Here is a 23,165-nt window from a genome sequence, read left to right as displayed (position 1 = left end):
CGATGGAGCTCTGATTCGAATATCAGCAGCCCGGCATGAGGAAGGCCCGCTCATCCATGAGCGGGCCTTCCTCATGCCCGGAGTCCTGTGAGCATCACCAGGTACGCCAACCCTCGTCAGTGCGGTCGCGGCCCACGATCTGGAGCGCCGGTCGCCGGGAGTCAGAGGCCCTGAAAGAGCTGTATCAGTGCCTCAGGTGAGGATTGGTGGGAGTCCTGGCGGGTCAGGTGTAGTGCGCGGTCGATGATCTCCTGGGAGATGACGACGACTTTACGGTTTGTGCGCTGGCTGTAGGAGTTGATCCGTTCAAAGGCTTCGGTGGCCCCCAGGCCGGCGCGGCCCATGAGGATCCCTTTGGCCTGCTCGATCACGGCCCGGCTGAGCGCGGATGCGGCGACCGCCTCGTTGGCGAGCTGGTGCCGGTCGGCGTGGATGCACCGGGTGAGGTCCACCACCAGAGCCCACACCCCTACGGGTTCCTCATTGTGATGAATGAGGTCAGCGGAGATGAGGAGTTTGTGCTGGCGGCCGGTGAGGTCGCTGAGGGATGCGTAGACCGATGTTGGGCCGCCGCTTGTGGTGACTTTGGTCCAGAAGGCCTGGACGGCGTCGCGGTCTGCTGACACGAAGTGGGACATGCCGAGGTCCAGGGTCGGAACGACGTCGCCGCGTTCGTAGCCGTGGATCCGGTACAGCTCGTCCGACCAGTTGTAGGAGTCGTCGGCGAAGTAGTGCTCGACCGTGCCGGTGGGGCAATCGATGAAGTACTCGACACTGGACACGGCCCCGGACAGGGGGACGGCGGGTTCAACGGTGGAGGGCATGGGAAAGCCATTCGACGAACGTGGAACGAGCTAGCGTCTTAACCCGGACCTGAAACAGCAGACTAACAAGGCACACCGAACGATTCGCTGTTCAGGGGTATCAGCCTTCCCGCTCAGGGCGACGATCCAATGAGTTCCCTCATCAGCGCGCACGGGAAGCGATGACCATCTGCCCGGCAACCCTCCTAGCTGACGCCGACGCCTGAACGGAGCAAGGTGTAGGAGAAGGTAAGGGGGCAGGGGCCGGGTTGCTGGCCCCACGGACACCAAAATCCGTTCATCTCACGGGCGAAGCGCACGATAACCGGGACGCTGTTGGCGTTGAAACCTGCGAGCATCGCTGCGAGGTCCATCGCATGCCTCTCAGTCGCCGCCTTGAGCCCGTCCATCGGTTCGAGCGTGAGCAGCAGGATGCCTCCGTTCTGGCGTACCTGTTCGGCAGCCGACGCCAGTAGACCCGGGTCCTCCTCGTGGAACGGGAAGTGCGCGAACGTCACAGCGACAGCGGGTCGTTCACCCAGCTTCTCCGAGTACTCGGCAAGTGTCTCCCTGCCCCACTCCAGGCTCACGCCCATCAGCGTGCCGTTGCTCGGGGCGAGGTTTCGGCCATCGATGGGTTCGCACGGGACGGCCCTGGGATCGATGTTGCACGCGCACAGGGGCTGTCCTCGAACTTTTGTAGGCTCCGTTTTCGACGTCGCCAGCGACTGCTGAGAGGTCGGCGCCGACATTTTGAAGCTTTTCCAGTCCGTAGCGACGCGTCCAGAATGCCTCGACCGGCTCGGGGTCGAGTGGCCTTAAAGCTGTCTGGCTCATTCGCTTCTGAGGTGTTCGTGCTGGCTGTCACATGACTCGTCAGAATGTAGCTGTGACTGGAGGCCTTGGAGGACGATGGTCACGCCCTGGTCAAGTTCTGCCTGGCCGTCGTAGGCCAGGAGGAGTGGTGCCAGATCGCGCAGGTACGGGAAGTCCTTGTCCGGAAGCCGGTGGAGGCCCATGCGTAGTCCGGCCTCGTCCTCGTCCGGGTCCACCACGACTTCCTCGAGTTCGTTGAGAAGGTGCCCAAGCAGGAACCCGTAGTAGGCACGATATGCGTGCAGTGCTCCGGCGGCATCGAAGCCTGCTTCCCGCAGGATGGTGAGGATCCGCTCGATGGGTCTCAGCGCCCCGAGGGGCCTGAGTCCGAGGGGCGTCGACAAGGGGCGTGTGACCAGGAGGGGGGCGATGTTGCGGTGCTGCAGGGCCAGGTCACGGAAGTCATGGGCGGCCTGACGAAGTTGCCCTTGCCACGCCTCTTGAGTCCTATCCGGGGCCGGGATCGTCCATTGGTCCAGCAGCAGCTCGGTCAGCCCGTCCAAAAGCGCTTCCCGGTTGGCCGCGTACCGGTACAGGGCCATGGGATCCCGGTCGAGCCGGGCCCCCAGGCGCCGCATCGAGAGGGCCTCGAGCCCGTCTTCATCGACAAGGCTCAAGGCTGCTGCCAGCACGACGTCCCGGCTGAGGGAGCCGCGGGCACGGCCTGGACGCGACGGTTCGTCCGAGGGCCCAGCGGCTCCATTGACGGTCGGCTGGGACGGTCGATCGTTCCGGTTGTTCGCGATCCTGAACACCACTTCCTGTTTCGAGGCTTGTAAGCTCACTTGCTATCCACTGCTCTACACCGTAGAGTCTACAGCGTAGAGCAACCGTGGAGCAGACCGCGGACCCTTCCAGCTCGCGCCCATGAAGCAGCTCGATCCGGGCCTTCATCGCCGACTCTCGGCGCCCTTATCTTTTTCAGGAGAAACCCTTTGGCCAATAGCACTGCGCACAGCAATACCCACAATGACCGCAGCGATGTCCGGGGCGAGAACGAGCACGGCCACAACGGTGCCGGTAACCGGGTGGAGACCCGCCGTTCGACCGAGACGAAGGCCTCGACGAAGACCACCGAGTTCTTTGCCTACGTGGCGATGGTCATCGCGACCGTAGTCACCGCGCTGGTCGTCGGCGACGGTGACGGCGAGGACGGTATCGACATGTTCAACGCCCACCAGGGCATGGAACTGATCACGTTCCTCACCATCGGCTACATGGTGGCCCGTGGTCTGGCGAAGTCCGGCAGCCGCGAGTACTACAGCGTCTGACGAAACCCGTCATCCCCGCACCGGAGCTACTTACTTCCGGTGCGGGGATCACCTATATCCAGCGGGTTCGACCCGCCGCCGGTGGCGGACACCAGTCCCAACTGGCCCGTCGGATGCTCGCCAGTAAGTCTCCCGCTGATTGTCTCGATCAGTACTTCCACGACCGCAGTTCCATGAACGCCAAGGACCTTGATGAGTGACCTCGCCACCTCTGCCGCCCCTGTTGCTGTGAACGCACAGCCGCCGGCCCCGCGCACCGTCCGTATCTCCCGGCCGAACGACGTCGTCGCCTCCTACTCCGTGCTGCTCAAGCAGGTCCGCAAGGAAGGCCTCCTGAACCGACGTCGGCGCTTCTACATCTCGGTGTTCGCGGTCCTGGCCCTGGCCATGGGCGCGGCCTGGACGGGGTTCGCGCTCCTGGGCGACACGTGGTTCCAGCTCCTGGTCGCGGCCGCCCTCGGGGTCGTCCTCACCCAGGTCGCCTTCCTGGCCCATGAGGCCTCGCACCGCCAGATCTTCAGGACCCGTGGCGCCAACGACTGGTCCGGGCGCATCCTCGCCGCCGGCGTCGTCGGCATCAGCTACGCCTGGTGGATGGACAAGCACACCCGCCACCACAACGACCCCAACACCAAGGGCAAGGACCCGGACATCGAGGTGGACACCATTTCGTTCCTCGAGGAGGACGCCGCCAAGGCCCGCGGCCTCCAGGCGTGGATCACGCGCCGCCAGGGCTACCTCTTCTTCCCCCTCCTGACGCTGGAGGGCATCAACCTGCACGCCCGTTCCATCAGCACCTTGTTCTCCCGCCGCACCATCAAGGGCCGCTGGGTGGAACTGGCGCTGCTCGGGGCTCGGTTCGGCGCCTACCTCGGCATCCTGTTCTGGTTCCTCCCCGTCGGCCTGGCCTTCGCCTTCCTGGGCGTCCAGCTGGCAGTGTTCGGCATCTACATGGGCGCGAGCTTCGCGCCGAACCACAAGGGCATGCCCGTGGTGCCGCGGGACAGCACGCTGGACTTCTTCCAGAAGCAGGTCCTCACCTCGCGCAATATCCGCGGCGGATCCTTCATCAACAACGCCTTCGGCGGCCTGAACTTCCAGATCGAGCACCACCTCTTCCCTGACATGCCGCGCCCGCACCTCCGCCGCGCGGCTGTCATCGTCCGGGAGCACTGCGAACGCCTCAAGGTCCCCTACACGGAGGTCGGCGTCGCGGCATCCTACGGAGCCGTGGTGTCCTACCTGAACCGCGTCGGCCTCGCCGCACGCGATCCCTTCGACTGCCCCCTGGTCAACCGCTACCGGCGGCCCTGACCTACCTGCTCCGGAACTGAACGCGGACGACCTGGACGCGATACCCAGGATCCCTCGAGTTGGCCCCCAAAATTTGAGAGTACGAGAAACCAATGATGCCAACACAAACCGCCGACACCCCCGACACCCCCGACACCACCGACACCGCCGACACCGCCGACACCCCCGACACCACCGACGCCGCTGACGCTGCTGACACTGCTGACACTGCCGCAACCGTCGCAAGCACGAGAACGATCGAGATCGATGACGTGCGTGGACGTCTATCCTGCCGGATGCACCTGTCCCGCCGCCCACCGGAGCACGGACAAGTCCGGCCCCTCTTCGTGATGGTGCACGGAATCGGAATGTCCCACCGCTATTACGACAAGCTGCAGCATGCTCTCTTCGAGCAGGGCGACACCCTTGTCCTGGACCTGCCCGGTTTCGGTGGCACGCCACGCCCGGAGCACCAAATGAGTGTGGAGGACTACGCGGCTGTGATCGCCCGCGCCTTGGACAATGAGGTTGCCAGCGGGTACGTGCTGATCGGCCATTCCATGGGAGCCCAGTTCGTCACCGAACTCGCCATCAGCAGACCCGACCTCGTGTCCCGGCTCGTGCTGATCGGGCCTGTCACCGACGTCGAGCACCGCTCACCCGTGAAGCACACACTCATGCTCGCCGCCGACACCCTGATCGAACGGCCCGTCACGAACCTGATGGTCGGTACCGCCTACGCCGAGTGCGGGATCCGCTGGTACCTGCAGGAACTACCCGTCATGCTCGGCTACCGACTCGATGAGCGGCTGCCCCTCGTCGATTGCCCTGTCCTGGTCGTGCGGGGCGCCCGCGACATCATCTCCGGCCACGACTGGTGCGAGAAACTCAGCTGCAACGCCCGTAACGGGAACCTCGTGGAAATACCGGGACAGCCCCACGCCGCCCACCGCGGAGGTGCCGCCGCGGTCGCCGCAGCAGTGCTCCGTGCAGCAGTTCCTAGCGCGGTGGAGAAGCAGGTAGGGGAGCCGTCTGCTGACCAGTCAGACGGGCCAGCGGATGGGCGAGCATGTGACCGACCGCTGCAGGGCGAGCTGCTCCAGGAGAAGCACGCGCACGCTTCTTCCACCCGCTCCTCCAAGTCCTACCCGCCTGATACAGCATCGCACCCCGAGGTGATCGAACTGAGGAGTATCACGGTGGGGGACCGGCAATGCCGCTCCTACTTCATCGGCCACGGCACCGGTCCCGGCCGCGAAAGCCGCACCGACCGCGTCGACCCGCACCATGGAACACCGGCGCCGGTGTTCGTGCTCATCCACGGGATCGGCATGTCCCACCGGTACTTCCGCCGCCTCGGCGCCGTCCTGGCCGCCCACGGCGACGTGCACCTCATCGACCTCCCCGGGTACGGATGGACGAGACGACCGGAGCATGCATCCGGCAACGAGGCCACAGCGGACCTGATCGGGAAGCTCCTCGATGAAGCCGGAGCGTCGTCCTGCGTCGTCGTCGGTCACTCCATGGGAGTGCAGAGCGCAACGGAACTGGCCATCGGACGCCCCGATGTGGTGTCGCACCTCGTCCTCATCGGTGCCGCCATCGACGTCGATCACCGCACCGTTCGTCAGCAGGCTGTGAGGCTGGCCATCAACTCGATCTTCGAGAAGCCGTTGCTGAGCACGGTGCAGTTCTTCGACGTCCTGCGGTGCGGGCCGCGCTGGTACCTGGCCCAACTGAAACTGGCAATGAGTTACCCGCTCGAGGACCGGTTGCCCCTGGCCGGGCAGCCCGTGCTGGTCCTGCGTGGTTCACGCGACGTCGTCGCCGGCGCCGCGTGGTCCGACCGACTAGCCCGCACCGCACAACATGGAGAAGCAGGCACCATCGACGGCGCACCCCACGCTGCTCACCACAGCGCCGCCGGCACGGTAGCAGCTGCCATTACTAATTTCCTGAGCCGTCGGTAACCTGTCCATCAGCATCGACCCGACCTGCCGCGCGGTTACCCTCCGCGACGTTGCACGTATGAAGAAGACCCTTCTACTGAAAGAGCAGTCATGGATCCGACATCCACGGAATGGCCTCGCAGGTTCGACACCATCACGATCATCTTCAACCCGAACAGCACCGGCGACGCCCCAGCACTAGCTCGGGAACTCCACGACGAGCTCACACCCCGGCTCCCGGGAACCGATATCCGATTGACCCCTACCGAGCATGCCGGCCACGCAGTCGACCTCGCCCGGGAAGCAGCGTCGGCAGGTAACGCCCTGGTCGTCTCGGTCAGTGGCGACGGCGGGTACAACGAGGTCGTCAACGGGGTGATGGCCAGCGGCCGGGACGATGCCGTATCGGCGGTCCTGGCGGCCGGGAACGCCAATGACCACAGCCGTGTCACCGGACGGCAACCCCTGGCAGAGGCAATCATCGAGGGCCACGTCCGGCGCATCGATCTGCTGCGGCTCAGCATCCGCTACGGCGGGTCCACGTCCAAAGCCCGGCCGGACCCCGAGCCGATGTATGCGCATTCCTACATCGGGTTCGGTCTGACGCCCATCATGGCGATCGACCTCGAAAAGGGCAGCAAAGGTGCAATCAAGGAAATGTTCTCCGTAGTACGCACCTTCCGCAAGTTCAAACCGTTCCAAATCCGCCAAAGCGACGGAAAACGCCGGACCTTCGACAGCCTCATCTTCGCCAACATCTCGCAAATGGCGAAATACGCCACCCTCAGCGAGGCCAGCGACCACCCCGCCGACGGGAAGTTCGAAGTCGTCACCTTCCCCCACATGGCCAAGTGGCGGATCCTCCTCACCGCACTCCGGGCCTCAACCAAAGGGCTGGGTGACCAGCCCAGCTACACGCAGTACCAATTCACGGCCCTGAAACCCATGCCGTACCAAATCGACGGGGAAGTCAAGGACGTCGACGCCAACACCATCGTCACCATCGACAGTATCCACCGGGCCCTGGCCATCCTCGGCTGACACCTACGTAGCTGTTCTACGTCATGAGGTTCGTAACGATCTGGTGGAGTGGTGAAGCCGGTGGTGGGTTGGAGTGGTGAAGCAGCAGCACATCGATGAGCTCACAGGTCCCGTCTGCATCGCTGTTGCCCCGGCGGGACGCCGCCCAAAAAGTTTCACGGGCATTAGTGAACGTCCCGGCATCCCGTGCCCGGACTGGGACGGTCGAGCCGAGCAGGGCACCAGCTTGCATCTCTGGAGCCGAAGCGTTCATGGTATGGTCTCTGACCAGTCAGCGGGTCCACATCGAACCTTGTGACGTCGCCGAGGATCCCATCCACAGCGAGCAACTCCTTGGAGGGGACCACAGCGTCCAAGATCCGGCGGGCTAGGTGTACTGGCCCGGGAAGCTAGCCGCCTCGTTCAAACGAAACCCTTCGCGCTCAATCCTTTCGGCTTGATTTCAGAATCGGTCCCTCGGGCTTTACTTCACGACAACGGGGAGAGGGGCGAGGCAGGGATCGATCCACTTTTCACCGAGGGCTCCACCCCTGCCCGCGAGGCTAGGAACACCAGCCGACTGCTTGACTACCGCTCAAGCCCTGCTCTCCAGCAGACCACCATCAGTAGAAGCAGGCCACTAGTGATGGGCCGTTAGTCCTGATTGACCGGCCCTGACTTAGGGCTGTACGGCAGGGCCGTACGGCAGGGCAACTGCCAGCGCGGCTATTGCATTGCCTGCGGTTGATAATTCAGGCGCCGGAATCAGAGTTCTTCGCTGTAGGGAGCGGTAGGTGGCGGCGTTTGGGCGATGAGTTCGTTGACGGCGTGGGAGACAAGGTCCCGGTCGAGTTGCTGGAGGGGAGCGACACCGTGGAGGTAGGCATCAAGGTCGAACTCGTCGGCGTCGCCGCTGAGCGCGAAATAGTGGATCCAGAGTTCCTGGACGGTGAGGCCGGCTGCCTGCATGGCGTGCAGGGTGTGCTGGCGTTGCTCCTCGGGAGGAAGTGTCACGCTCATCATGAGCTGCTGTTGTCAGTGTTGCTGTTGTCACTGCTCTCACTGATGATTCGGGCCTGGTGGTTCATGGTGGTGCCCGTGCTGGTCGCCAAATCGATGATCTGCTGCATCGCTGTCTCCTTGTTGATGCTGTGACGTTCCATGAGGATGCCACGAGCAATACCGACGCTGTCACGGCTGGCTAGGGACATTCTCAGGTCATTGCTGATGCGCTGCGGGAGGTCGCTGGCCTGGATGTGGCCGAGCAGTGCCGCAGCGCATCGGGCGAGGTTCAGCAGAAGCTTGCGGTCCTGGTCGGAAAACGCGTCGGGGCTGTCCGAATAGACTTTCATCGCTCCCAGCGCAACCGGTTTTTTGAGCAGGGGAACGCTCAAGCATGATCGGATGCCGTTCTTAGCTGCTGCCGTCATCCACTTCTCCCACCGGTCATCGATGTGGGTGTCAGCGATGTAGACGGGGGTCCCGGACGCCCACGCGGTCAAGCATGGTCCTTGGCCGAACGTGTACTGCAGGTGATCAGCTTCGAGCACACCGTTACTGGTCGCTCCGACGCTCAAGCGCTGGCCGTTTTCATCAATGAGGCTTACGCCCGCCCCGTATGCGGCGACGATGACGTCTGCCGCGACCTCCGCCAGCCCACCGATGGCGCCGTGGGCGGTCTGCTCGGTCAAGAGGTAACCCTTGGTGCGCCCGAGGACCGTGGACAGTTCGAACGGAGGTGGCGGTGTCGTGACCATGACGTATACCGATCTCTACTGCGAGGTACGAGCCCTCTGCATGGTTAGTTCGTGAAATGGGTGGTTGGCGGGTCCGGGTTGTAGGCATGAACAATCCGTTCAGCAATGGTGTGCAGTCGCGTGTTCTGCGTGTTGGAGGCACGTTTGAGAATCGAGATGGCCTGCTCGTGGGTGCACCTGTTCTGGGCCATGATCATCCCGAGCGCGAGGTCGATCACCGTTCGGGACTCCAGAGCTGCCCGCAGGTTAGCTTCCCGTTGCGTGGTCGAACCCCACCGGAGGACGAGCTGCAGCGACCGTGCAGCCACACCGGCGAAAGCCTCAGCTACTCGGCGACACTCTGCCGGGAAGGCGTTACCATCGGCCGCGTAGAAGGAAAAGACCGCAACGCCCTCGTCCTCGAGATCAAGAACCACCGTCATGACCGAGGCGATGTGCAGGGCCCTCGCCGCTGCCCGGAACGAGTTCCACCCATCCAGCCCGCCTTCAGCGCCAACACCCCTGTCGGCAGAGCCCACATCGACAGAGTTCATGTCCATAGGGCCCATATGGATGGGGCGCCTATTGGCAGGGCCGTCATTGGCAGGGCTCACGTTGATGGGGCTTAGGGTGTCGGAGCACGAGTTGACTGTGCTGTGGTGGGTTACCCCGCGGACATCCGCTGAGCCCCGCCGGTCCTTGGTGATATGGACGCCGATCCCAGCCCTGCTTTCCGTGAAAGTGCATTGATCCACGAGTCTCCCGGCATGCTGGCGGGCCAGAACCAAAACGTCCGGGGTGCTCGCTGCAACGAGATCGCTTCCCCTTACAGGCCGGACATACACCATGCACCCCACGAGCCCGCCTATACCTGGGCTCGCGGTTGTGTTTGTGCCTGTATCGGACCTGGTGTGCTGGGACAGATGATCATGGGCAAGGAGTGCCAGCGCTTCACCGAAATCAGTGAGGTCGTGGTGTTGCAGGACAAGGCGGTGCAATGCACCTGCAGGATCGAGGAAAGTTTGATTGCCGGCAGGACGCGTGCTCATCGCCCGGACCGAGCTGTCTCTGAAATCCGCCCTAAGGTCCGCCCTGACGTTTGAAGGGGAGCGTCAAGGGCGGTATACGCGAACGCTTGCTTGGTCACGGGTGGTGCTGCTTGGTCAGGGCCGAGCCCTGAGGTGTTGTGCGGGTCATCGTTCGCACTGTGTTGCGCAGAAGGTGGAGGAGGGTCCTGTGAAGCAAGACAGGCAGGCGATGCCGGCTGATCAGGAGGATCAGCGACCAGGTGGGGGTGGGCTAGTTCACCATAATGCACACCCGCGGTGGACCTACGGTAACGACCAATCGCGTCATCGGTGAGATCTTCCAGGCGACTAAGGCCGAGGGTTTCGAGGACGCGGTCGGCATGTCCCTCAATAGTGCGCAGCGGAACGTGCAACGCTTCGGCGATGTCCTGACATGTCAGCCCGTGAGCAATCATCGCCGCGATCGACTCCTGGCGGTCCGTCAGTACGCGCGGGATATCCGCCGGCTCCGCGTCAGTGCCCGGCTTTGGGCTGGGGCACCCCGAATACTCGGCAGTTCTCCGGCGGGAATCAACCAGCGGGAGTATGGGATTCAGTGCAGGTAACACGGTGAGACTCCTTGGCGGCAGAAAAAGAGATGCCACCAGGGTCCGGGGTGCTATGTACAACACTGCGCTAAACCATTCCTCCCGTCAATCAAGTCGAATTTCGACGCCATCACCGCTCCCGCATTGCTTCACCACCACAGGAGCTACCGCTTGGAGCGAACTAGCTCATCTCCACGGTGGCATTTCCCCGTAGTGCTGCTCTGTGTGTTGCTACTGGGGAGGTCGTCGCCGTGGTGCGGTCAGGCACGTGATCTCGGTGACGGGGAATGGGTGATCATCAGGAGGGTCTTCGTGGAGGAGCGCGAGCTATGGTGGTATCAGTACTTTGTGGCATTCAGGAATCACCGGCGGGTTGTTGAAAGGCTTTCAGAACGATCAGTGCCTGCGGCCGTAGGGCCAAAACCAGCGATCCGAGACCGACCATGAACAGCAAATCCACTGTCGCCCATCCCCGCCTTCAGGGCAGATCGGAACCTGAAGCCGCATATTTACCGGCCGGCAGTGATACTCCAGCCCTTCCGTCCACCTCCTCGTGCAGGTGTGCACGATGAACGTCGGTGACGCTGTCGATGACCTGTGCGGAATGTTTTTGAGAGAGCTGCCTGTGACAGGAGCTGCGGTCTCGATTTTCGTGGGAACCGGCAATGAGACCCGGATCACGGCGACCGACGACTGTGCCCTTGCTTTGGATGAAGCTCAGTTCTCCGTAGGAGAAGGTCCGCGGTGGGACGCCGCCCGAACCCGTGTCCCGATCACCGTCCCTGACACTCGCACCGCTTACCTGACCTGGCCCGCACTGGGTACTGCGCTTACTGACGCGGGAGCGGCTGCCGTGTTCGTCCTGCCATTGAGGGTCGGGGCCATTGATATCGGTGTCGTGGAGCTCTACCGCACAGATCCTGGCCCACTCAGTGATCCTGTCTTCGCACACGCGCAACTCTTGGCCGGGAGAACAGCGTGGATACTGCTGCGCTCGATCCTCAGCGACATTAATAACCCATTGACCGAAGCGGCGCACGGATCTGAATCACTGACCCGGCGGGAAATCCACCAGGCGACCGGAATGATCCTCGTGCAAGCGGACGTTCCCGCCGCTGACGCGCTCATGCTACTGCGCGCACACGCATTTTCCCACAACCAAACCCTCGAAGAAGCAGCACAGGCAGTGATCAGCCGTACCGTCACGTTCACGGAGAGGCGCGATGCCGACAGCGATACCAGGCGTGATTCCTCAACAGGTACAGGTGCTAAGTCAGAACATGTACCGGAGTATGAGTCTGATGCGGTGTCGGATCAGGTCGGTGGTGAGGAACACTAGTGGAAGTACTTCTTGATCCCCGCCACCAGGGCGCCGATACGAAGCGGTGCCGGAGGGCAGAACAATGGTGACCCGAACACGACCCGAGAAAGTCAGCACCGCGTTCGTCAGACTCGCTGACACGCTCGTCGCCGACTACGACGTCCTGGATCTCTTCCACACCCTCGCCGAGGAATGCGTTGACCTCCTGCAAGTCGATCAGGTCGGTCTTCTTCTGGCCAGCCCGCAGGGGGACCTGCAAGTCGTTGCATCTACCAGTGAGGAAGCGGAACTCGTCGAAATGCTGCAATTGCAGGCCGGTGAAGGACCTTGCATTGAGTGCTATCACTCCGGTGTCGTCGTCAGCATCGCGGACGTCACGCTACTGGATAAATGGCCGGCCTTCCGCCAAGCCTGCCTCCGGCAGGGTTTTGCCTCCGTCCACGTCGTCCCCTTACGCATCCATGACCGAATTATCGGTGCCATGGGACTCTTCGGCACCACCGCAGGAGAGCTCGAGCAGGAAGATGCCGTCATCGCCCAAGCCCTGGCCTCCGTTGCAACGATCAGCCTCCTGCAAGAACGCACGATCCGGGAGTCCCAAATCGTCAACGACCAGCTACAGCGAGCACTGAACAGCCGGGTCATGATCGAGCAAGCAAAAGGCGTCATCGCCCAAACATCAACTCTCACCATGGCGGAAGCTTTCGACCGTCTGCGTACCCACGCCCGATCAACCCGCCAAACCCTCAACGACACTGCACAGCAGGTCATCAATCGGACGCTCGTCCTGTAGAACACTGGCTTGAATCACCATGGTTGCCTTCCAGGGGATTCCTCGAAAACCTTTAGGTTTTCTGGACACTCGGGCACCAGAGGTGGTTGAAGTTACACACGACATCGTGCCGTAAACAGAGGCTGCAGTCCGTAGCTCTCGAATAGGAGCCATGAGATACGACGCGCCGCCCTGTGCGCCCGAATTTCTATGTGTTTCAAGAGCGGTCGTTCGCGGACGCGTGTACTAAGCACCCTCGGGTAGCCGAGCAGATGGTCTCAATCAGTGGTCTGCTATTTTGTCCCTACGCAGAGACGAGACTGATGGCGAGGGTGAGTGCGCCGAGGCCTAGTAGAACGGTGCAAGCGGCAAGGGCAACTAACGGCCATGCCCCGAACGGCGTATGGGGCTTTGCCGGTTGGTCACGGTTATAGGCTCGATAGCGGCGCTCGGACGTAATCCAGACCAGGGTTGCCCCGAGAATCCCCAGCAGACCGATGCCTGCCCACAAGGGATTGCCAAGTAGTTCCGGGAGCAGTCGGAAGGCCACTAGCGAGCCAAGTGCAATCGATAGCGCAGTTCGCCTCCAGGCTAGGGCCGTTCGCTCCGGCTGCACCCCGGCATCGACGAGCTCCGGGTCTGAGTTCGCACTCATCCCACTACTATCCCGATGATGACGCACACTCCAGCAGTACAGATCAGGACGGCGATGATGAATCCGGTGATTGAGCTGGGTAAGGAGCGTTGATGGCGTAACGCCCGCTCGGTGCCCAACCAGCCGAACCACGCCTGCACCGGAGCAAGTACCCCGGCAGTAAGCAGTAGGAAGGACGCTGACAGGCGGAACCCGGAGTGAAGGCCGAGCCCGAAGACTTCAAGAGCCACCCCTCCAGCGATCAGGGCCAGAGCTGTGCGGATCCACGCGAGGAAAGTCCGCTCATTAGCCAGCGTGAATCGGGGGTCCGGGTCCTCGCCAACACTGAAGAGCTTGCGCGGGAAGCGCTGATCAGCCATACAAATGTCTCCCAACCTGCCGGATCCAACTCTGATCCTACGACCGGGGCGGGACGACGAACGATACCGCCCAAGGCACTGAATTCCTCGCACTGGTTGATAGGTCAAGGATGCGGCACGGCGGGCTGTCGGCAGTCACCTCGTCATGCCACCCCTGCAGCAGGGGAAGGCCATCCGGTGAGAGAGGCAATCACCCGTGAGGGACCAAGAGAGAGTTGTAGGTGTTCGCTCGCCCGACTGTGCCAACCCATGAGCAGTAGGTGATCCTCTTACTGACGCCGATTGACCCGAGTGTCAGAGGGAGGGGTGCTGATAGGCGTCGGGGGTGCCGTCGTTGTCGGCGTCGACCTTTTCTTCGGCTTCGAGGACCCGGTAGTGCTTGTTCCGGCTGCGCAGGACGATCGCGGCCAGGAGGGCCGCGGTCAGGGACGCAGTGAGGATGCCGACCTTGGCGTGGTCGTTGGCGGTCCCGCCGTCGCCGAAGCTGAGATCCGCGATGAGCAGGGACACGGTGAAGCCGATGCCGGCGAGCAGGGCCACCCCGGTCAGGTCCACCCACTTCAGGGACGCATCGAGGTTGACCCGGGTGAGCCGGGTCAGCAGCCAGGTGGTCCCCACGATCCCGATGGGCTTGCCCAGCACGAGTCCGGCGATGATACCCAAGCTGACGGGATCGGACAGAGCCGACAGGAAGCCGGTCCACCCGCCGATTGCGACTCCGGCGGAGAAGAACGCGAAGACCGGGACCGCGAAGCCTGCGGAAAGGGGACGGAAGCGGTGCTCGAAGACCTCGGACAGTCCGGGACCCGCACCGGGTCCACCGCTCGCCTGGCTGCGGATGACCGGGACGGCGAAACCGAGCAGGACGCCCGCGACCGTCGCATGGATACCGCCGGCGTGCACGAGCGCCCAGGTGGCGAAGCCGAGCGGGAGCAGGATGAACCAGGCGGCGGCGGGTTTGAGTCCGAAGAAGCGCCGGTACACCTGTGCGAGGACGGTGAACAGTGCCAGCGGGATCAGGGCCAGCAGCAGCGGGGTGAGATGCAGATCGTCCGAGTAGAACACCGCGATGATGGTGATGGCCAGCAGGTCGTCGACCACGGCGAGGGTGAGCAGGAAGATCCGCAGCGCGCTGGGAAGGTGGGATCCGACGATGGCCAGCACGGCGACGGCGAAGGCGATGTCCGTCGCTGTCGGTGTCGCCCAGCCCTGCAGGGTCTCCGGGCTGGACAGGTTGATCACCGCGTAGATGATCGCCGGCACCGCGACGCCCCCGAAAGCCGCCGCGACGGGCACGATCGCCTTGGAGAAGCTACGCAGGTCCCCGGCGACGAACTCGCGTTTGAGTTCCAGACCGACGAGGAAGAAGAAGACGGCGAGCAGACCGTCGGCCGCCCATGCGCCGAGGCTGAGCTCCAGGTGCCATGGCTCGTAGCCGATGCGGAAGTCCCGCAGGGCGAAGTAGCTCTCGGACGCGGGCGAGTTCGCCCAGACGATCGCTGCAGCCGCGGCGATGACGAGCAGGATCCCGCCCACGGTCTCCTTGCGCAGGATCTCTCCGATACGCAGGGCTTCCGGGTAGGTGCCACGACCCAAAAGTCCGGACTTGAGTGATGGTTCGTGATCCGGTGTTTCTTTGGCCATGAGGACTCCTCTTGGGTTCGGGGCCGCTGCTCGATCATGCCGACCAGGTGTCCAGGCTCGCCAGATTCCACTCTACGCATCGGCATCCGCCCCAGGAGTCGGGATTGCTCGCCTGGAACTTGCTTGAAAGAGCGACGCAAGACCTCCACGGGTTCAGCCAGGTCTTGATCGTTGATGGCCCTGCGCAACCGTGCCACGAGACCCGAGTGTTCTCGAAGCACGAAAGACGACGGTGGTCTTCGGTCATCAGTGGTTTGCGCCGACCTCTTTGCCAAAAGGTTCACCCATCATCGGCGACGCCCTTCCTGGCGGCCGACGATCTTCATCTCCGGGGCATGGATGCAGTGCTTTTCCTTGAATGGTCGATTCAAAGACGGAAGCTTGACGGTCGTACGGGCGAAGCACTGCAGCGTAGTGTCGGAAGCAGCCTTTGAAGGGTCTTCCCGAGTTGTGTTGATGGAGAAACGATGAGCAATACCAGCATCATCCTCGACGCCTGTCACTCAAGTACTGCACCCACAGCCATCATCATGAGCAGAACTGGGGGTGTTGGTGATGTGGTTTGACTCCTGGGCCGACATTATTCGGGTCCTCATTGTCGGGGCGGTGTCCTACGCGACCCTGATGGTAGTGCTCCGGCTTTCCGGTAAGAGAACGCTCAGCCAGCTCAACGCTTTTGACTTCATTGTCACAGTGGCGCTCGGCTCAACCCTGGCGACGATCCTGCTCAGCTCCGACGTCGCCTACGCCGAGGGCCTTACCGCCCTCGCACTTTTAGCGGGACTGCAGTTCATCGTCGCGTGGGTTTCTGCGCGCTGGCCCCGTGCGCGGAACACGATTACTGCCAGCCCCACCGCCCTCGTTGTAGATGGGCAACTGCAGCACGATGAGCTCCGCCGTAATCGGCTTACCGAGTCAGAAGTCCTGCAGGCAGTGCGCAGCACGGGAACGGGAGATCTGTCCTTGGTCGCTGCCGTCGTGCTCGAAACCAACGGGAAACTCAGTGTCATCCCCACCAGCAAGCTCGGCAGCGGAACGGCCATGAACGGCATCACCGGCTACCCCGCCAATGAGCATCGATGAGTGGGTCGATCGACCTGTGCTTGTAGACGACTATCGATGGACCACTCCTGATGAATCATGACTGATGAATCGGGACAGATGGAGCCGATGAACGAGCCGGTGCAGGACGCGGGCTTGCGGCGCGCGGAGGCCGTGGCAGCCCGCCTGGACAAGCCGATGGGCATCCTGGGTGTCATCTTCCTGTTCGTGGTGCTCGGGCAGATCCTGGCCACCAGCACCGGCATGATCCTCTTCTTCACCGTGGTGGGGTGGGTGTTCTGGACGGTGTTCGTCGCGGAGTTCCTGCTGCGGGCCTATATCGCCGGGTTCAGTGGAACCTTCTGGAAGAAGAACTGGTGGCAGGTCATCTTCCTCCTGGTGCCGTTCCTGCGTTTCTTCCGCGCGCTGCAGGCGTTGCGTTTCGTCCGTGTGGCCCGCTTCGCACGCTTCGGCGGCATCATCTCCGCAGGCGTACGCGGCTCGCGGTCGGCCGGGCGGCTCCTGTCGAGCCGCATCGGGTGGCTGGCAGCCGTGACCGCGGTGGTCATCCTCGCCTCAAGCCAGCTGCTGTACGCCACCGGCACGCACGGATCCTACGCAGATGCCCTTTTCGAATCCGCGATGGCAACGATCACCGGTAGCGGGCTCACCCCGACGACGCCCTTCGCCCGCATCTTGCAGGTGATCCTCGCTGTCTATTCGGTAGCGGTGTTCGCCACCCTCGCCGGATCCCTCGGGGCTTTCTTCCTGCGTGGAACCGACCCGTCCCCACCTCCACCAGGTCCACCAGGTCCATCAGGTCCACCAGGTCCATCAGGTCCACCCAGCCCACACGAAGCTCCTGAGCACCGGTAACTGCGGGCACCCCGGGCGAGAGCCACATAGCGGCTTTTGGAGCGGTTCCACCGTTAGTGGCGGCAGATCATTCCTACAGCTCGATACCGGCGAGCTTCTCTGTGAGGTTCTGTTGGATCACCGAATCCAAGGCTGATCCACTGATCGCCGTCCCGACTCGTCGTATCTGTAGCTCTAACGGAGCGGTCAGGTCCTTCAATGAGGCGGCGTGGGTTGCGCTGATGGTGATCTCGGCGAGCATGTCGATGGTCCGGCCGGCTGTCCGCGGGTCGGTGAACGCGTAGGTGATGAGTTGATCGATGACGAGTTCGAGGAGCCCGGTAAATGTTGGGAGCGTCATCTGGGCTCTTGCGGTCCCTTTACCGTCTGCGAGTAGGCGTGGTCCAGTTGATCGGTCAACCAGGGAGCAGAGGATCGCGGAGATGTGACTGAGAGCATGGACGGCGGTGGTGGGGTCGTTCACCCCGGGAGACAGTGCCTTGTCAGTGACGTCGAGGAGCTGCTGCAGACCGAAGGACGGATCCTGGCTCGAGGTGCGCTCGAACCCGGTCCTGAACGCCCCAAGCACCTCCTCGGCTACTTCCGCCCGCCGTTCACCATCGAGCGGCGCCCCATTCGTACTCCACACCCGTGCAACCGGGATGCCCTCCACCAGCGAGGCACCAGGAGCGACGTCGACGCAGACGAACACCGCCTGCCGGGTAGCACTGGCGATGAGCGCTTCTTCATCGATCCGGGTGAGGAATCCCGAACGGGGAGCCCCCAGCGGTATACCTCCCGTGCGGGGAAGAACAACCTCATTCCTTCCAGAGCCCTGCTCGGGGTAGATTCGTTCCAGGGTGTCTTCCGTCTCGCGGTGTACATCGCGCAGCATGGTTTCCACCCGGATCTGCCGTGCCAGGTGGGCCAGGAACAGGACGAGGCCGACGACACTGGTGATCGTGAGGAGAAACGCCGTGGTGACGGCGATTTCCGGGACGAAGCTCGCGCCGGCACTGCTCTCCACCCGGATGCTCCTCAGCACGGTCAGGGAAAAGACGAACGTCCCGAGGAACAGTGCGAGCGTGTTGTGGACGAACCGGTCACGGGTGAAGGTGCGGAGCAGGCGCGGGGAGAACTGGCTGCTGGCCAGCTGAAGGGTCACGACCGTCAGGGAGAACGTCAGCGACGTCACTGTGATCGTCGAACTCGCGATCGTCTCCAGCAACGACCGCGCCGCCTCAGGCCCCCCACCGAAGAGAAGACCCGACACCGTCGCTGGCATGCTGTCATCGAGTTGATCATCCACAAATGGAAGAACCTGCCCCAGGATAAGTGCCATGACAACAGCAACCAGAGGGATCGGCCACAACTGGGCTCGGAGGGACTCCCGAACAGACTGCCCATCCATACGACTCACCTCAACCCGTCCTCCTTCCCATCCTTCTTATGGCGGCCCCGCAATACCTTGCCTACCACCGTCCTGACCGGTTGCTGCACCACCCAATCTTGAACATCATTCATCAGCAGCTTCCCGAAGGTCCTACATCGCGTGGAATGCTGCAGCGTTTTCGTATCAACTGATCTGAAGCAATCATCGTCTTACTCAGGTTTGATCCGTAGTGGTTCCAGTGTCGGGATCTTCATTGTGCAAGGCCTCCTCTCGTGAGGCGACAGGGGTTCTATCTTTTAGTTCGACGGGGTGGGCGAGCACTTCGTCATGTTCGCTTTCGTACTGCCCTGCACCCCCCGGATCGTCCGTGCTGTTCGTTGCGCGTGTGCTGTCGGGCACGTTGGGGGTGTTGCTGGGCCCGTGACCTTGTTCATCCATAAGGGTGTAGGTCTCGGCCTGGATGATTTGTTGGTCGGTTATGTCTTCATCCCGTTCCGCGTTCCACGCTTTAATCCCGGCCCAAGCGACAGCTGTGAGCGGGACAGAGAGGATCGCGCCGATGATGCCAGCGAGGACTGTGCCCGCAGTAAGGGCAACGAGGATCACCAGCGGGTGGACACTGAGGGTGTGCCCCATGACGACGGGTTGCAGGAAGTTACCTTCGAGTTGATTGACGAGGACGACGACGCCTAGGACGATCAGTGCCGTCACGGGGCCATTGGTGACCAAGGCGATGACCGTTGCAAGAGCTCCGGCAAGTGTCGCGCCAACCAGCGGAATGAACGCTCCGATGAACACGATCGCAGCCAATGGCAGGGCCAGGGGAACACCGAGGACGACCAGAGCCAAACCGATGAAGAACGCATCAACAGCTGCGACGATCGCCGTCCCGCGCACGTACCCGCCAAGGACCGCGACACTCTGGTCTCCTACCTTGCGGGCCTTGACCAGGCGGGTATCTCTAAAAGCCCGCAAGATGAATGCCCAAATCTTCTCCCCGTCCTTGAGGAAGAAGAACAGGATGACCACCATCAGGAGCGTCCCGGTGAGGAAGTTCGTGGCCGCACTGAGCCCGGCTAGTGCCGTCGTGCCGGCGGTACTGCTGGTAGCGAAGTCCACTGCGGCGTCACGGGCAGCTTGAAGCTGCTCGTCATTAACAGGAACGGGTCCATCCTGTACAAGATTGATGAGTTGATCCACTCCCTGCACCGCGCTGTTGATGAGAGTGTCGGTCTGACCAATGACAGCGAACACGACACCTGCGAGTAGCCCGCCAATGAGGGCGAGCAGCACTACGAAGGACAATCCTGTGGCCAGAGTGCTTGACCAGCCCCTACGTCGCAACCAAGAAACGAACGGTCCGATTGCCGAGGCAAGAATCAATGCGAGCAATAGCGGGATCACTACCAGGCGCACCTGGATCAGGGCGTAAATGACCACGGTGAACAGTGTCAGCAGAAGTAGCACCTGGGCAGCTGTCTGGGCGGCTCGCCCTAAGGGTCCCGCCCAGTGGCCCTGCGCCTGCGGTCCCGATGAAACAGCTCGAAGCGAAACGGATGAACTCATCAGCAGTGGCCTTTCAGTGAACCGGTCGAAGTATGGAGCCGAGATGGAGCCGACATCCAAGGGTCGAACAATCAGCTCAGAGGGCAAGCGTAGGGAAGAGGCCTGAGCCCGACGCTAGCGCGTACCTAAACGAAGTATCAGCTCACCCACAGGGGACCGGGCTTTGAGCTCCACCTTTCGGGCTCGACCCGCTCACAGGCGAATGACCAGCAGGGCGGCCGCCGGCACTTGCGTGGTACGGACGCTGCCGAGGTGGTTGACTGCTCGCCATGACCGACGCCCAGCAGACGCGCATCGAGCCGCATGACACCGGAATCGCCGCACGACTGAACTGGTTGCGGGCCGCCGTTCTCGGCGCCAACGACGGCATCGTATCGACCGCCGCCACCGTCATCGGCGTGGCAGGAGTGACGAACACCCTCACGCCGATCCTGGTCGCCGGCATAGCTGCCGTCGTCGGCGGATCCGTGTCGATGGCACTGGGCGAATACGTATCAGTCAGCAGCCAACGCGACAGCCAGGAAGCGCTCATCGCCAAGGAACGCCAGGAACTCGCCGACGACCCCGCAGGCGAACTCGCGGAACTCGCCGGCCTGTACGAGGAAAAAGGCTTGTCTCCGGAGACCGCACGGCAGGTCGCAGACGAACTCACCGCACATGACGCCCTCGCAGCCCACCTCTCCGTCGAACTCAATATCGACGAATCCGAAGTCGCCAACCCCTGGCACGCCGCCCTCGCATCCGCGGCCGCCTTCGCCGCAGGAGCTGTCCTGCCGCTGCTCTCGATCCTGCTCTTCCCCGCCGGCATCAGGATCCTCGCCACCTTCATCGCCGTCCTCATTGCCCTGGCCATCACCGGCGCCCTCAGCGGCCACGCCGGCGGCAGTTCCCGACGCAGGGCCGTCCTTCGCCTCGTCCTGGGTGGGGCACTGGCCATGGCCTTCACCTACCTCGTAGGAAACCTCCTCGGCGCAACAGGCATCGCCTGACAACGGGAGACTCCACCTGCCCTGTCCTGAGGCAGCACCATCGCGGAGGAGGGGTAGTAGGTCACCCACAGGTGGACCCTCTTACGGGACTGCAGCGATGGGGCTCGTGGAGCGTTTAAATGCGCTCGATGACGTTTCCCAGTCGAGGACTTTCCGCGGTCGGGTGTTGATCTTTTCGGCGACATCATCGAGGTCCTGCTGGGTGAGCCGGCGTAGATCGTCTTTCTTCGGCAGGTACTGGCGCAACAGCCGGTTCGTATTCTCGTTGGTGCCGCGCTGCCAGGGACTGCGTTTGTCGCAGAAGTAAACGGGTAGACCGAGGTCGGCGGTGAGCTCCTGGTGCTCAGCTAATTCGCGTCCTCGATCCCACGTCAGGGATAGGCGTTGCTCGGCAGGCAGTTCACGGAAGTTCGCCGTCAGCGCGGCCCTAATAACGTCGGCCTTGATTCCATCCGTTAGGTGCACCAGGCGGACGTACCGAGTTCTCCGGTCAACGAGGGTCGCAATAGCCGAGGGACGGGAACCCATCACGAGATCCCCTTCCCAATGGCCGACCTGGGTCCGTTCCTCAATGTGAGCCGGCCGGGAATGGATGGACACCATGTTCTTCAGCCGTCCGCGCTTGCTGACCCTCGCAGGCCGCGGGACACGCATGGTCCTTCCTGAGCGCAAGTGACGCGCCGGTTGTCCCAAGCACCGGGCGAGGGCTTTACGCTTCGCAATGTAGATGGAGCGGTAGATCGCTTCGTGCGACAACCGCATCGACGTGTCCTCCGGGTAGGTGCGACGTGACCACTGCGAGATCTGCTCCGGCGACCAGTCCTGTCCCAGCTTGAACGCCACCACGATGAGCAGCATCAGGTTCACGTCCAGGCGCTGCGGCTTCGGCCGCCTAGCCGAAGAAGCGGCTCTCTGATCCGCTTTCACTGCGCGGTAGTGCTCGCGCCCACCATTGCGACGAATCTCCCTCGAGACCGTCGACGGTGCACGACCCAGCCGCTCAGCTATGACTGTCGCCGAATGGCCCGCGGCGATGCCACGGGAAACTTCTTCCCGGTCAGCCGTCGACAGGTGATGATTGCTACGTTTCGGCGCCGGACAACGGATCCCACCAGACCGCAACAGGAAGTTCCGCACCCTCTGTTGGTTCGTCCCCAGATCCCTAGCAATAGTTCGGAGCGAGTCTCGCTGCCGCCACTGCTTCCAAAACTGGTCCTGCTGCTCCGAACTGAACTCATGCTCACGTACCACCTCAACCACCTGCCCATCATCGGTTGCGACCGGTGCGTTGACCGGTTGAGACCACCACCGTTTGTGCACCAGTGAGTTTTACGACGCTTAGGAAGGCTTAGTTCGTGGGGGAGTGCTTCGCCCTTGCAGAATCTGGCCGGCCTCGTTCCCACTCGGCGACCTTAACGTTGTGCCCCTCGGGCATGAGGCGAGGTGACCGTTCTTCTGAACGTCGGTGGTCAGTTGAAAACCTTGTTCACTACCGGCAAAGGGAGGCCCACGTGGCGACCAGCAGACAGCATCCGCACCCATCCGGGCAGGTCGTCTCCGTGCGACTTCCACCGGACATCAAACGGATCGACGCCCTGGCCGAGCACACCGGCCGCAGTCGCGGCCTCTACATTCGCCTCGCACTGACTGCGTTCCTGCCGCAGCTCGAAAAAGATCACTGGAACCAGAGGACGACCCGTTACGAGCAGGCCGGATTCGATCGCGACTTCGAACAGTTGATGATGCATCTCATGGATGAACCGGGCTCCAGCACCTGAACCAGGACGCGCTGCCCGATAGCAGATCGCTATGCGCGTAGGCCGGATGGGCTCGCACCTTTGTGGGAGCATGACTCATGACGAAGGTGCAGTGGGTTTTCATCGCCATCGTGTGCGTCACGGCCCTCCTAATCCTGTTGATGATCGCTCCGGGTGGCATAGGGCGGCAAGCAATTGAAGCCCTTTTCCTCGGGCTTGGTGAGACGGTTCCCTCCAGTAGCAGCTCCGC

General features: G+C 62.6%; 24 protein-coding genes. 11 read left to right on the top strand and 13 right to left on the bottom strand.

Annotated features, from left to right (window positions below):
- Nucleotides 1–161: 161 nt before the first annotated feature.
- From ACX80H_RS09005 to ACX80H_RS08995, 3 genes are all read right to left on the bottom strand, one after another.
- Nucleotides 162–824, bottom strand: a complete 663-nt coding sequence (locus tag ACX80H_RS09005; protein WP_459312658.1) for an ANTAR domain-containing protein — start codon at nt 822–824, stop codon at nt 162–164.
- Between the two features lie 185 nt (nt 825–1,009).
- Complete coding sequence (locus tag ACX80H_RS09000; protein ID WP_459312656.1) at nt 1,010–1,399, bottom strand: hypothetical protein; 390 nt, start codon at nt 1,397–1,399, stop codon at nt 1,010–1,012.
- A 237-nt stretch (nt 1,400–1,636) separates the two neighbouring features.
- Nucleotides 1,637–2,296, bottom strand: coding sequence for a TetR/AcrR family transcriptional regulator C-terminal domain-containing protein (locus ACX80H_RS08995; RefSeq protein ID WP_459312654.1), 660 nt, complete (start codon nt 2,294–2,296; stop codon nt 1,637–1,639).
- A gap of 318 nt (nt 2,297–2,614) precedes the next feature.
- On the opposite strand from ACX80H_RS08995, the gene ACX80H_RS08990 reads away from it, so the two are divergent.
- The 4 genes from ACX80H_RS08990 to ACX80H_RS08975 all read left to right on the top strand — a co-directional run bounded on the left by ACX80H_RS08990 (nt 2,615) and on the right by ACX80H_RS08975 (nt 7,233).
- On the top strand, nt 2,615–2,950 hold the full coding sequence (locus tag ACX80H_RS08990; RefSeq protein ID WP_459312652.1) for a hypothetical protein: 336 nt from the start codon (nt 2,615–2,617) through the stop codon (nt 2,948–2,950).
- Between the two features lie 192 nt (nt 2,951–3,142).
- On the top strand, nt 3,143–4,264 hold the full coding sequence (locus tag ACX80H_RS08985) for a fatty acid desaturase family protein (protein ID WP_459312650.1): 1,122 nt from the start codon (nt 3,143–3,145) through the stop codon (nt 4,262–4,264).
- A 95-nt stretch (nt 4,265–4,359) separates the two neighbouring features.
- On the top strand, nt 4,360–6,213 hold the full coding sequence (locus ACX80H_RS08980; protein WP_459312648.1) for an alpha/beta fold hydrolase: 1,854 nt from the start codon (nt 4,360–4,362) through the stop codon (nt 6,211–6,213).
- Nucleotides 6,214–6,303: 90 nt separating this feature from the next.
- A complete protein-coding gene (locus tag ACX80H_RS08975) occupies nt 6,304–7,233 on the top strand; it encodes a diacylglycerol/lipid kinase family protein (RefSeq protein ID WP_459312646.1) in 930 nt (309 codons plus the stop codon).
- A gap of 744 nt (nt 7,234–7,977) precedes the next feature.
- Here ACX80H_RS08975 and ACX80H_RS08970 read toward each other — a convergent pair.
- The 3 genes from ACX80H_RS08970 to ACX80H_RS08960 all read right to left on the bottom strand — a co-directional run bounded on the left by ACX80H_RS08970 (nt 7,978) and on the right by ACX80H_RS08960 (nt 9,502).
- Entirely contained in the window at nt 7,978–8,232 is a 255-nt protein-coding gene (locus ACX80H_RS08970; RefSeq protein WP_459312644.1) for a hypothetical protein, read from the bottom strand.
- Nucleotides 8,232–8,903 (bottom strand): GAF domain-containing protein, encoded by a 672-nt coding sequence (locus tag ACX80H_RS08965; RefSeq protein WP_459312642.1) that lies wholly within the window; start codon nt 8,901–8,903, stop codon nt 8,232–8,234. Before ACX80H_RS08965 ends, ACX80H_RS08970 begins: the two co-directional genes overlap by 1 nt.
- Nucleotides 8,904–9,013: 110 nt before the next feature.
- A complete protein-coding gene (locus tag ACX80H_RS08960) occupies nt 9,014–9,502 on the bottom strand; it encodes an ANTAR domain-containing protein (RefSeq protein ID WP_459312641.1) in 489 nt (162 codons plus the stop codon).
- 153 nt (nt 9,503–9,655) lie between these two features.
- Between ACX80H_RS08960 and ACX80H_RS08955 the strand changes: the two genes are divergently transcribed.
- Entirely contained in the window at nt 9,656–10,051 is a 396-nt protein-coding gene (locus ACX80H_RS08955) for a hypothetical protein (protein WP_459313420.1), read from the top strand.
- Here the strand turns inward: ACX80H_RS08955 and ACX80H_RS08950 are convergent.
- Entirely contained in the window at nt 9,994–10,584 is a 591-nt protein-coding gene (locus ACX80H_RS08950; protein ID WP_459312639.1) for a response regulator transcription factor, read from the bottom strand. The genes ACX80H_RS08955 and ACX80H_RS08950 overlap by 58 nt on opposite strands.
- A 547-nt stretch (nt 10,585–11,131) precedes the next feature.
- On the opposite strand from ACX80H_RS08950, the gene ACX80H_RS08945 reads away from it, so the two are divergent.
- Both ACX80H_RS08945 and ACX80H_RS08940 read left to right on the top strand, forming a co-directional pair.
- The gene (locus tag ACX80H_RS08945) at nt 11,132–11,902 is read left to right on the top strand and encodes a GAF and ANTAR domain-containing protein (RefSeq protein WP_459312637.1); all 771 of its coding nucleotides are present in this window, start codon (nt 11,132–11,134) and stop codon (nt 11,900–11,902) included.
- A 64-nt stretch (nt 11,903–11,966) separates the two neighbouring features.
- Nucleotides 11,967–12,677 carry an ANTAR domain-containing protein gene (locus ACX80H_RS08940; RefSeq protein WP_459312636.1) on the top strand — a complete coding sequence of 237 codons (711 nt, stop codon included), beginning with the start codon at nt 11,967–11,969 and terminating at the stop codon, nt 12,675–12,677.
- A gap of 283 nt (nt 12,678–12,960) precedes the next feature.
- On the opposite strand, the gene ACX80H_RS08935 is transcribed toward ACX80H_RS08940, so the two are convergent.
- The 3 genes from ACX80H_RS08935 to nhaA all read right to left on the bottom strand — a co-directional run bounded on the left by ACX80H_RS08935 (nt 12,961) and on the right by nhaA (nt 15,314).
- Complete coding sequence (locus ACX80H_RS08935) at nt 12,961–13,311, bottom strand: DUF202 domain-containing protein (RefSeq protein WP_459312634.1); 351 nt, start codon at nt 13,309–13,311, stop codon at nt 12,961–12,963.
- The gene (locus tag ACX80H_RS08930) at nt 13,308–13,670 is read right to left on the bottom strand and encodes a YidH family protein (protein ID WP_459312632.1); all 363 of its coding nucleotides are present in this window, start codon (nt 13,668–13,670) and stop codon (nt 13,308–13,310) included. The genes ACX80H_RS08935 and ACX80H_RS08930 overlap by 4 nt, the downstream gene beginning before the upstream one ends.
- A gap of 294 nt (nt 13,671–13,964) precedes the next feature.
- On the bottom strand, nt 13,965–15,314 hold the full coding sequence (gene nhaA / locus ACX80H_RS08925) for a Na+/H+ antiporter NhaA (protein ID WP_459312630.1): 1,350 nt from the start codon (nt 15,312–15,314) through the stop codon (nt 13,965–13,967).
- Nucleotides 15,315–15,869: 555 nt separating this feature from the next.
- Between nhaA and ACX80H_RS08920 the strand changes: the two genes are divergently transcribed.
- Nucleotides 15,870–16,397: a DUF421 domain-containing protein gene (locus ACX80H_RS08920; RefSeq protein ID WP_459313395.1), complete on the top strand. Its 528-nt coding sequence runs from the start codon at nt 15,870–15,872 to the stop codon at nt 16,395–16,397.
- Between the two features lie 57 nt (nt 16,398–16,454).
- On the top strand, nt 16,455–17,231 hold the full coding sequence (locus tag ACX80H_RS08915) for a hypothetical protein (RefSeq protein ID WP_459312628.1): 777 nt from the start codon (nt 16,455–16,457) through the stop codon (nt 17,229–17,231).
- A gap of 73 nt (nt 17,232–17,304) precedes the next feature.
- Here the strand turns inward: ACX80H_RS08915 and ACX80H_RS08910 are convergent, their stop codons facing one another.
- Both ACX80H_RS08910 and ACX80H_RS08905 read right to left on the bottom strand, forming a co-directional pair.
- Nucleotides 17,305–18,621, bottom strand: coding sequence for a DUF2254 domain-containing protein (locus tag ACX80H_RS08910; RefSeq protein WP_459312626.1), 1,317 nt, complete (start codon nt 18,619–18,621; stop codon nt 17,305–17,307).
- A 195-nt stretch (nt 18,622–18,816) separates the two neighbouring features.
- Nucleotides 18,817–20,169, bottom strand: coding sequence for an AI-2E family transporter (locus tag ACX80H_RS08905; RefSeq protein WP_459312625.1), 1,353 nt, complete (start codon nt 20,167–20,169; stop codon nt 18,817–18,819).
- 269 nt (nt 20,170–20,438) lie between these two features.
- On the opposite strand from ACX80H_RS08905, the gene ACX80H_RS08900 reads away from it, so the two are divergent.
- Nucleotides 20,439–21,158, top strand: a complete 720-nt coding sequence (locus tag ACX80H_RS08900) for a VIT1/CCC1 transporter family protein (protein ID WP_459312623.1) — start codon at nt 20,439–20,441, stop codon at nt 21,156–21,158.
- Nucleotides 21,159–21,239: 81 nt separating this feature from the next.
- On the opposite strand, the gene ACX80H_RS08895 is transcribed toward ACX80H_RS08900, so the two are convergent.
- Nucleotides 21,240–22,409 (bottom strand): IS30 family transposase, encoded by a 1,170-nt coding sequence (locus ACX80H_RS08895; RefSeq protein WP_459313394.1) that lies wholly within the window; start codon nt 22,407–22,409, stop codon nt 21,240–21,242.
- Between the two features lie 260 nt (nt 22,410–22,669).
- Here ACX80H_RS08895 and ACX80H_RS08890 point away from each other — a divergent pair, with 260 nt between their 5' ends.
- Nucleotides 22,670–22,936, top strand: coding sequence for a YlcI/YnfO family protein (locus tag ACX80H_RS08890; protein WP_459312622.1), 267 nt, complete (start codon nt 22,670–22,672; stop codon nt 22,934–22,936).
- Nucleotides 22,937–23,165: the final 229 nt, after the last annotated feature.

This window comes from Arthrobacter pasteuri (genome assembly GCF_054510955.1).
The sequence above is the reverse complement of the archived record's forward strand: the minus strand, read 5'-3'. Positions and strand labels throughout refer to the sequence as shown.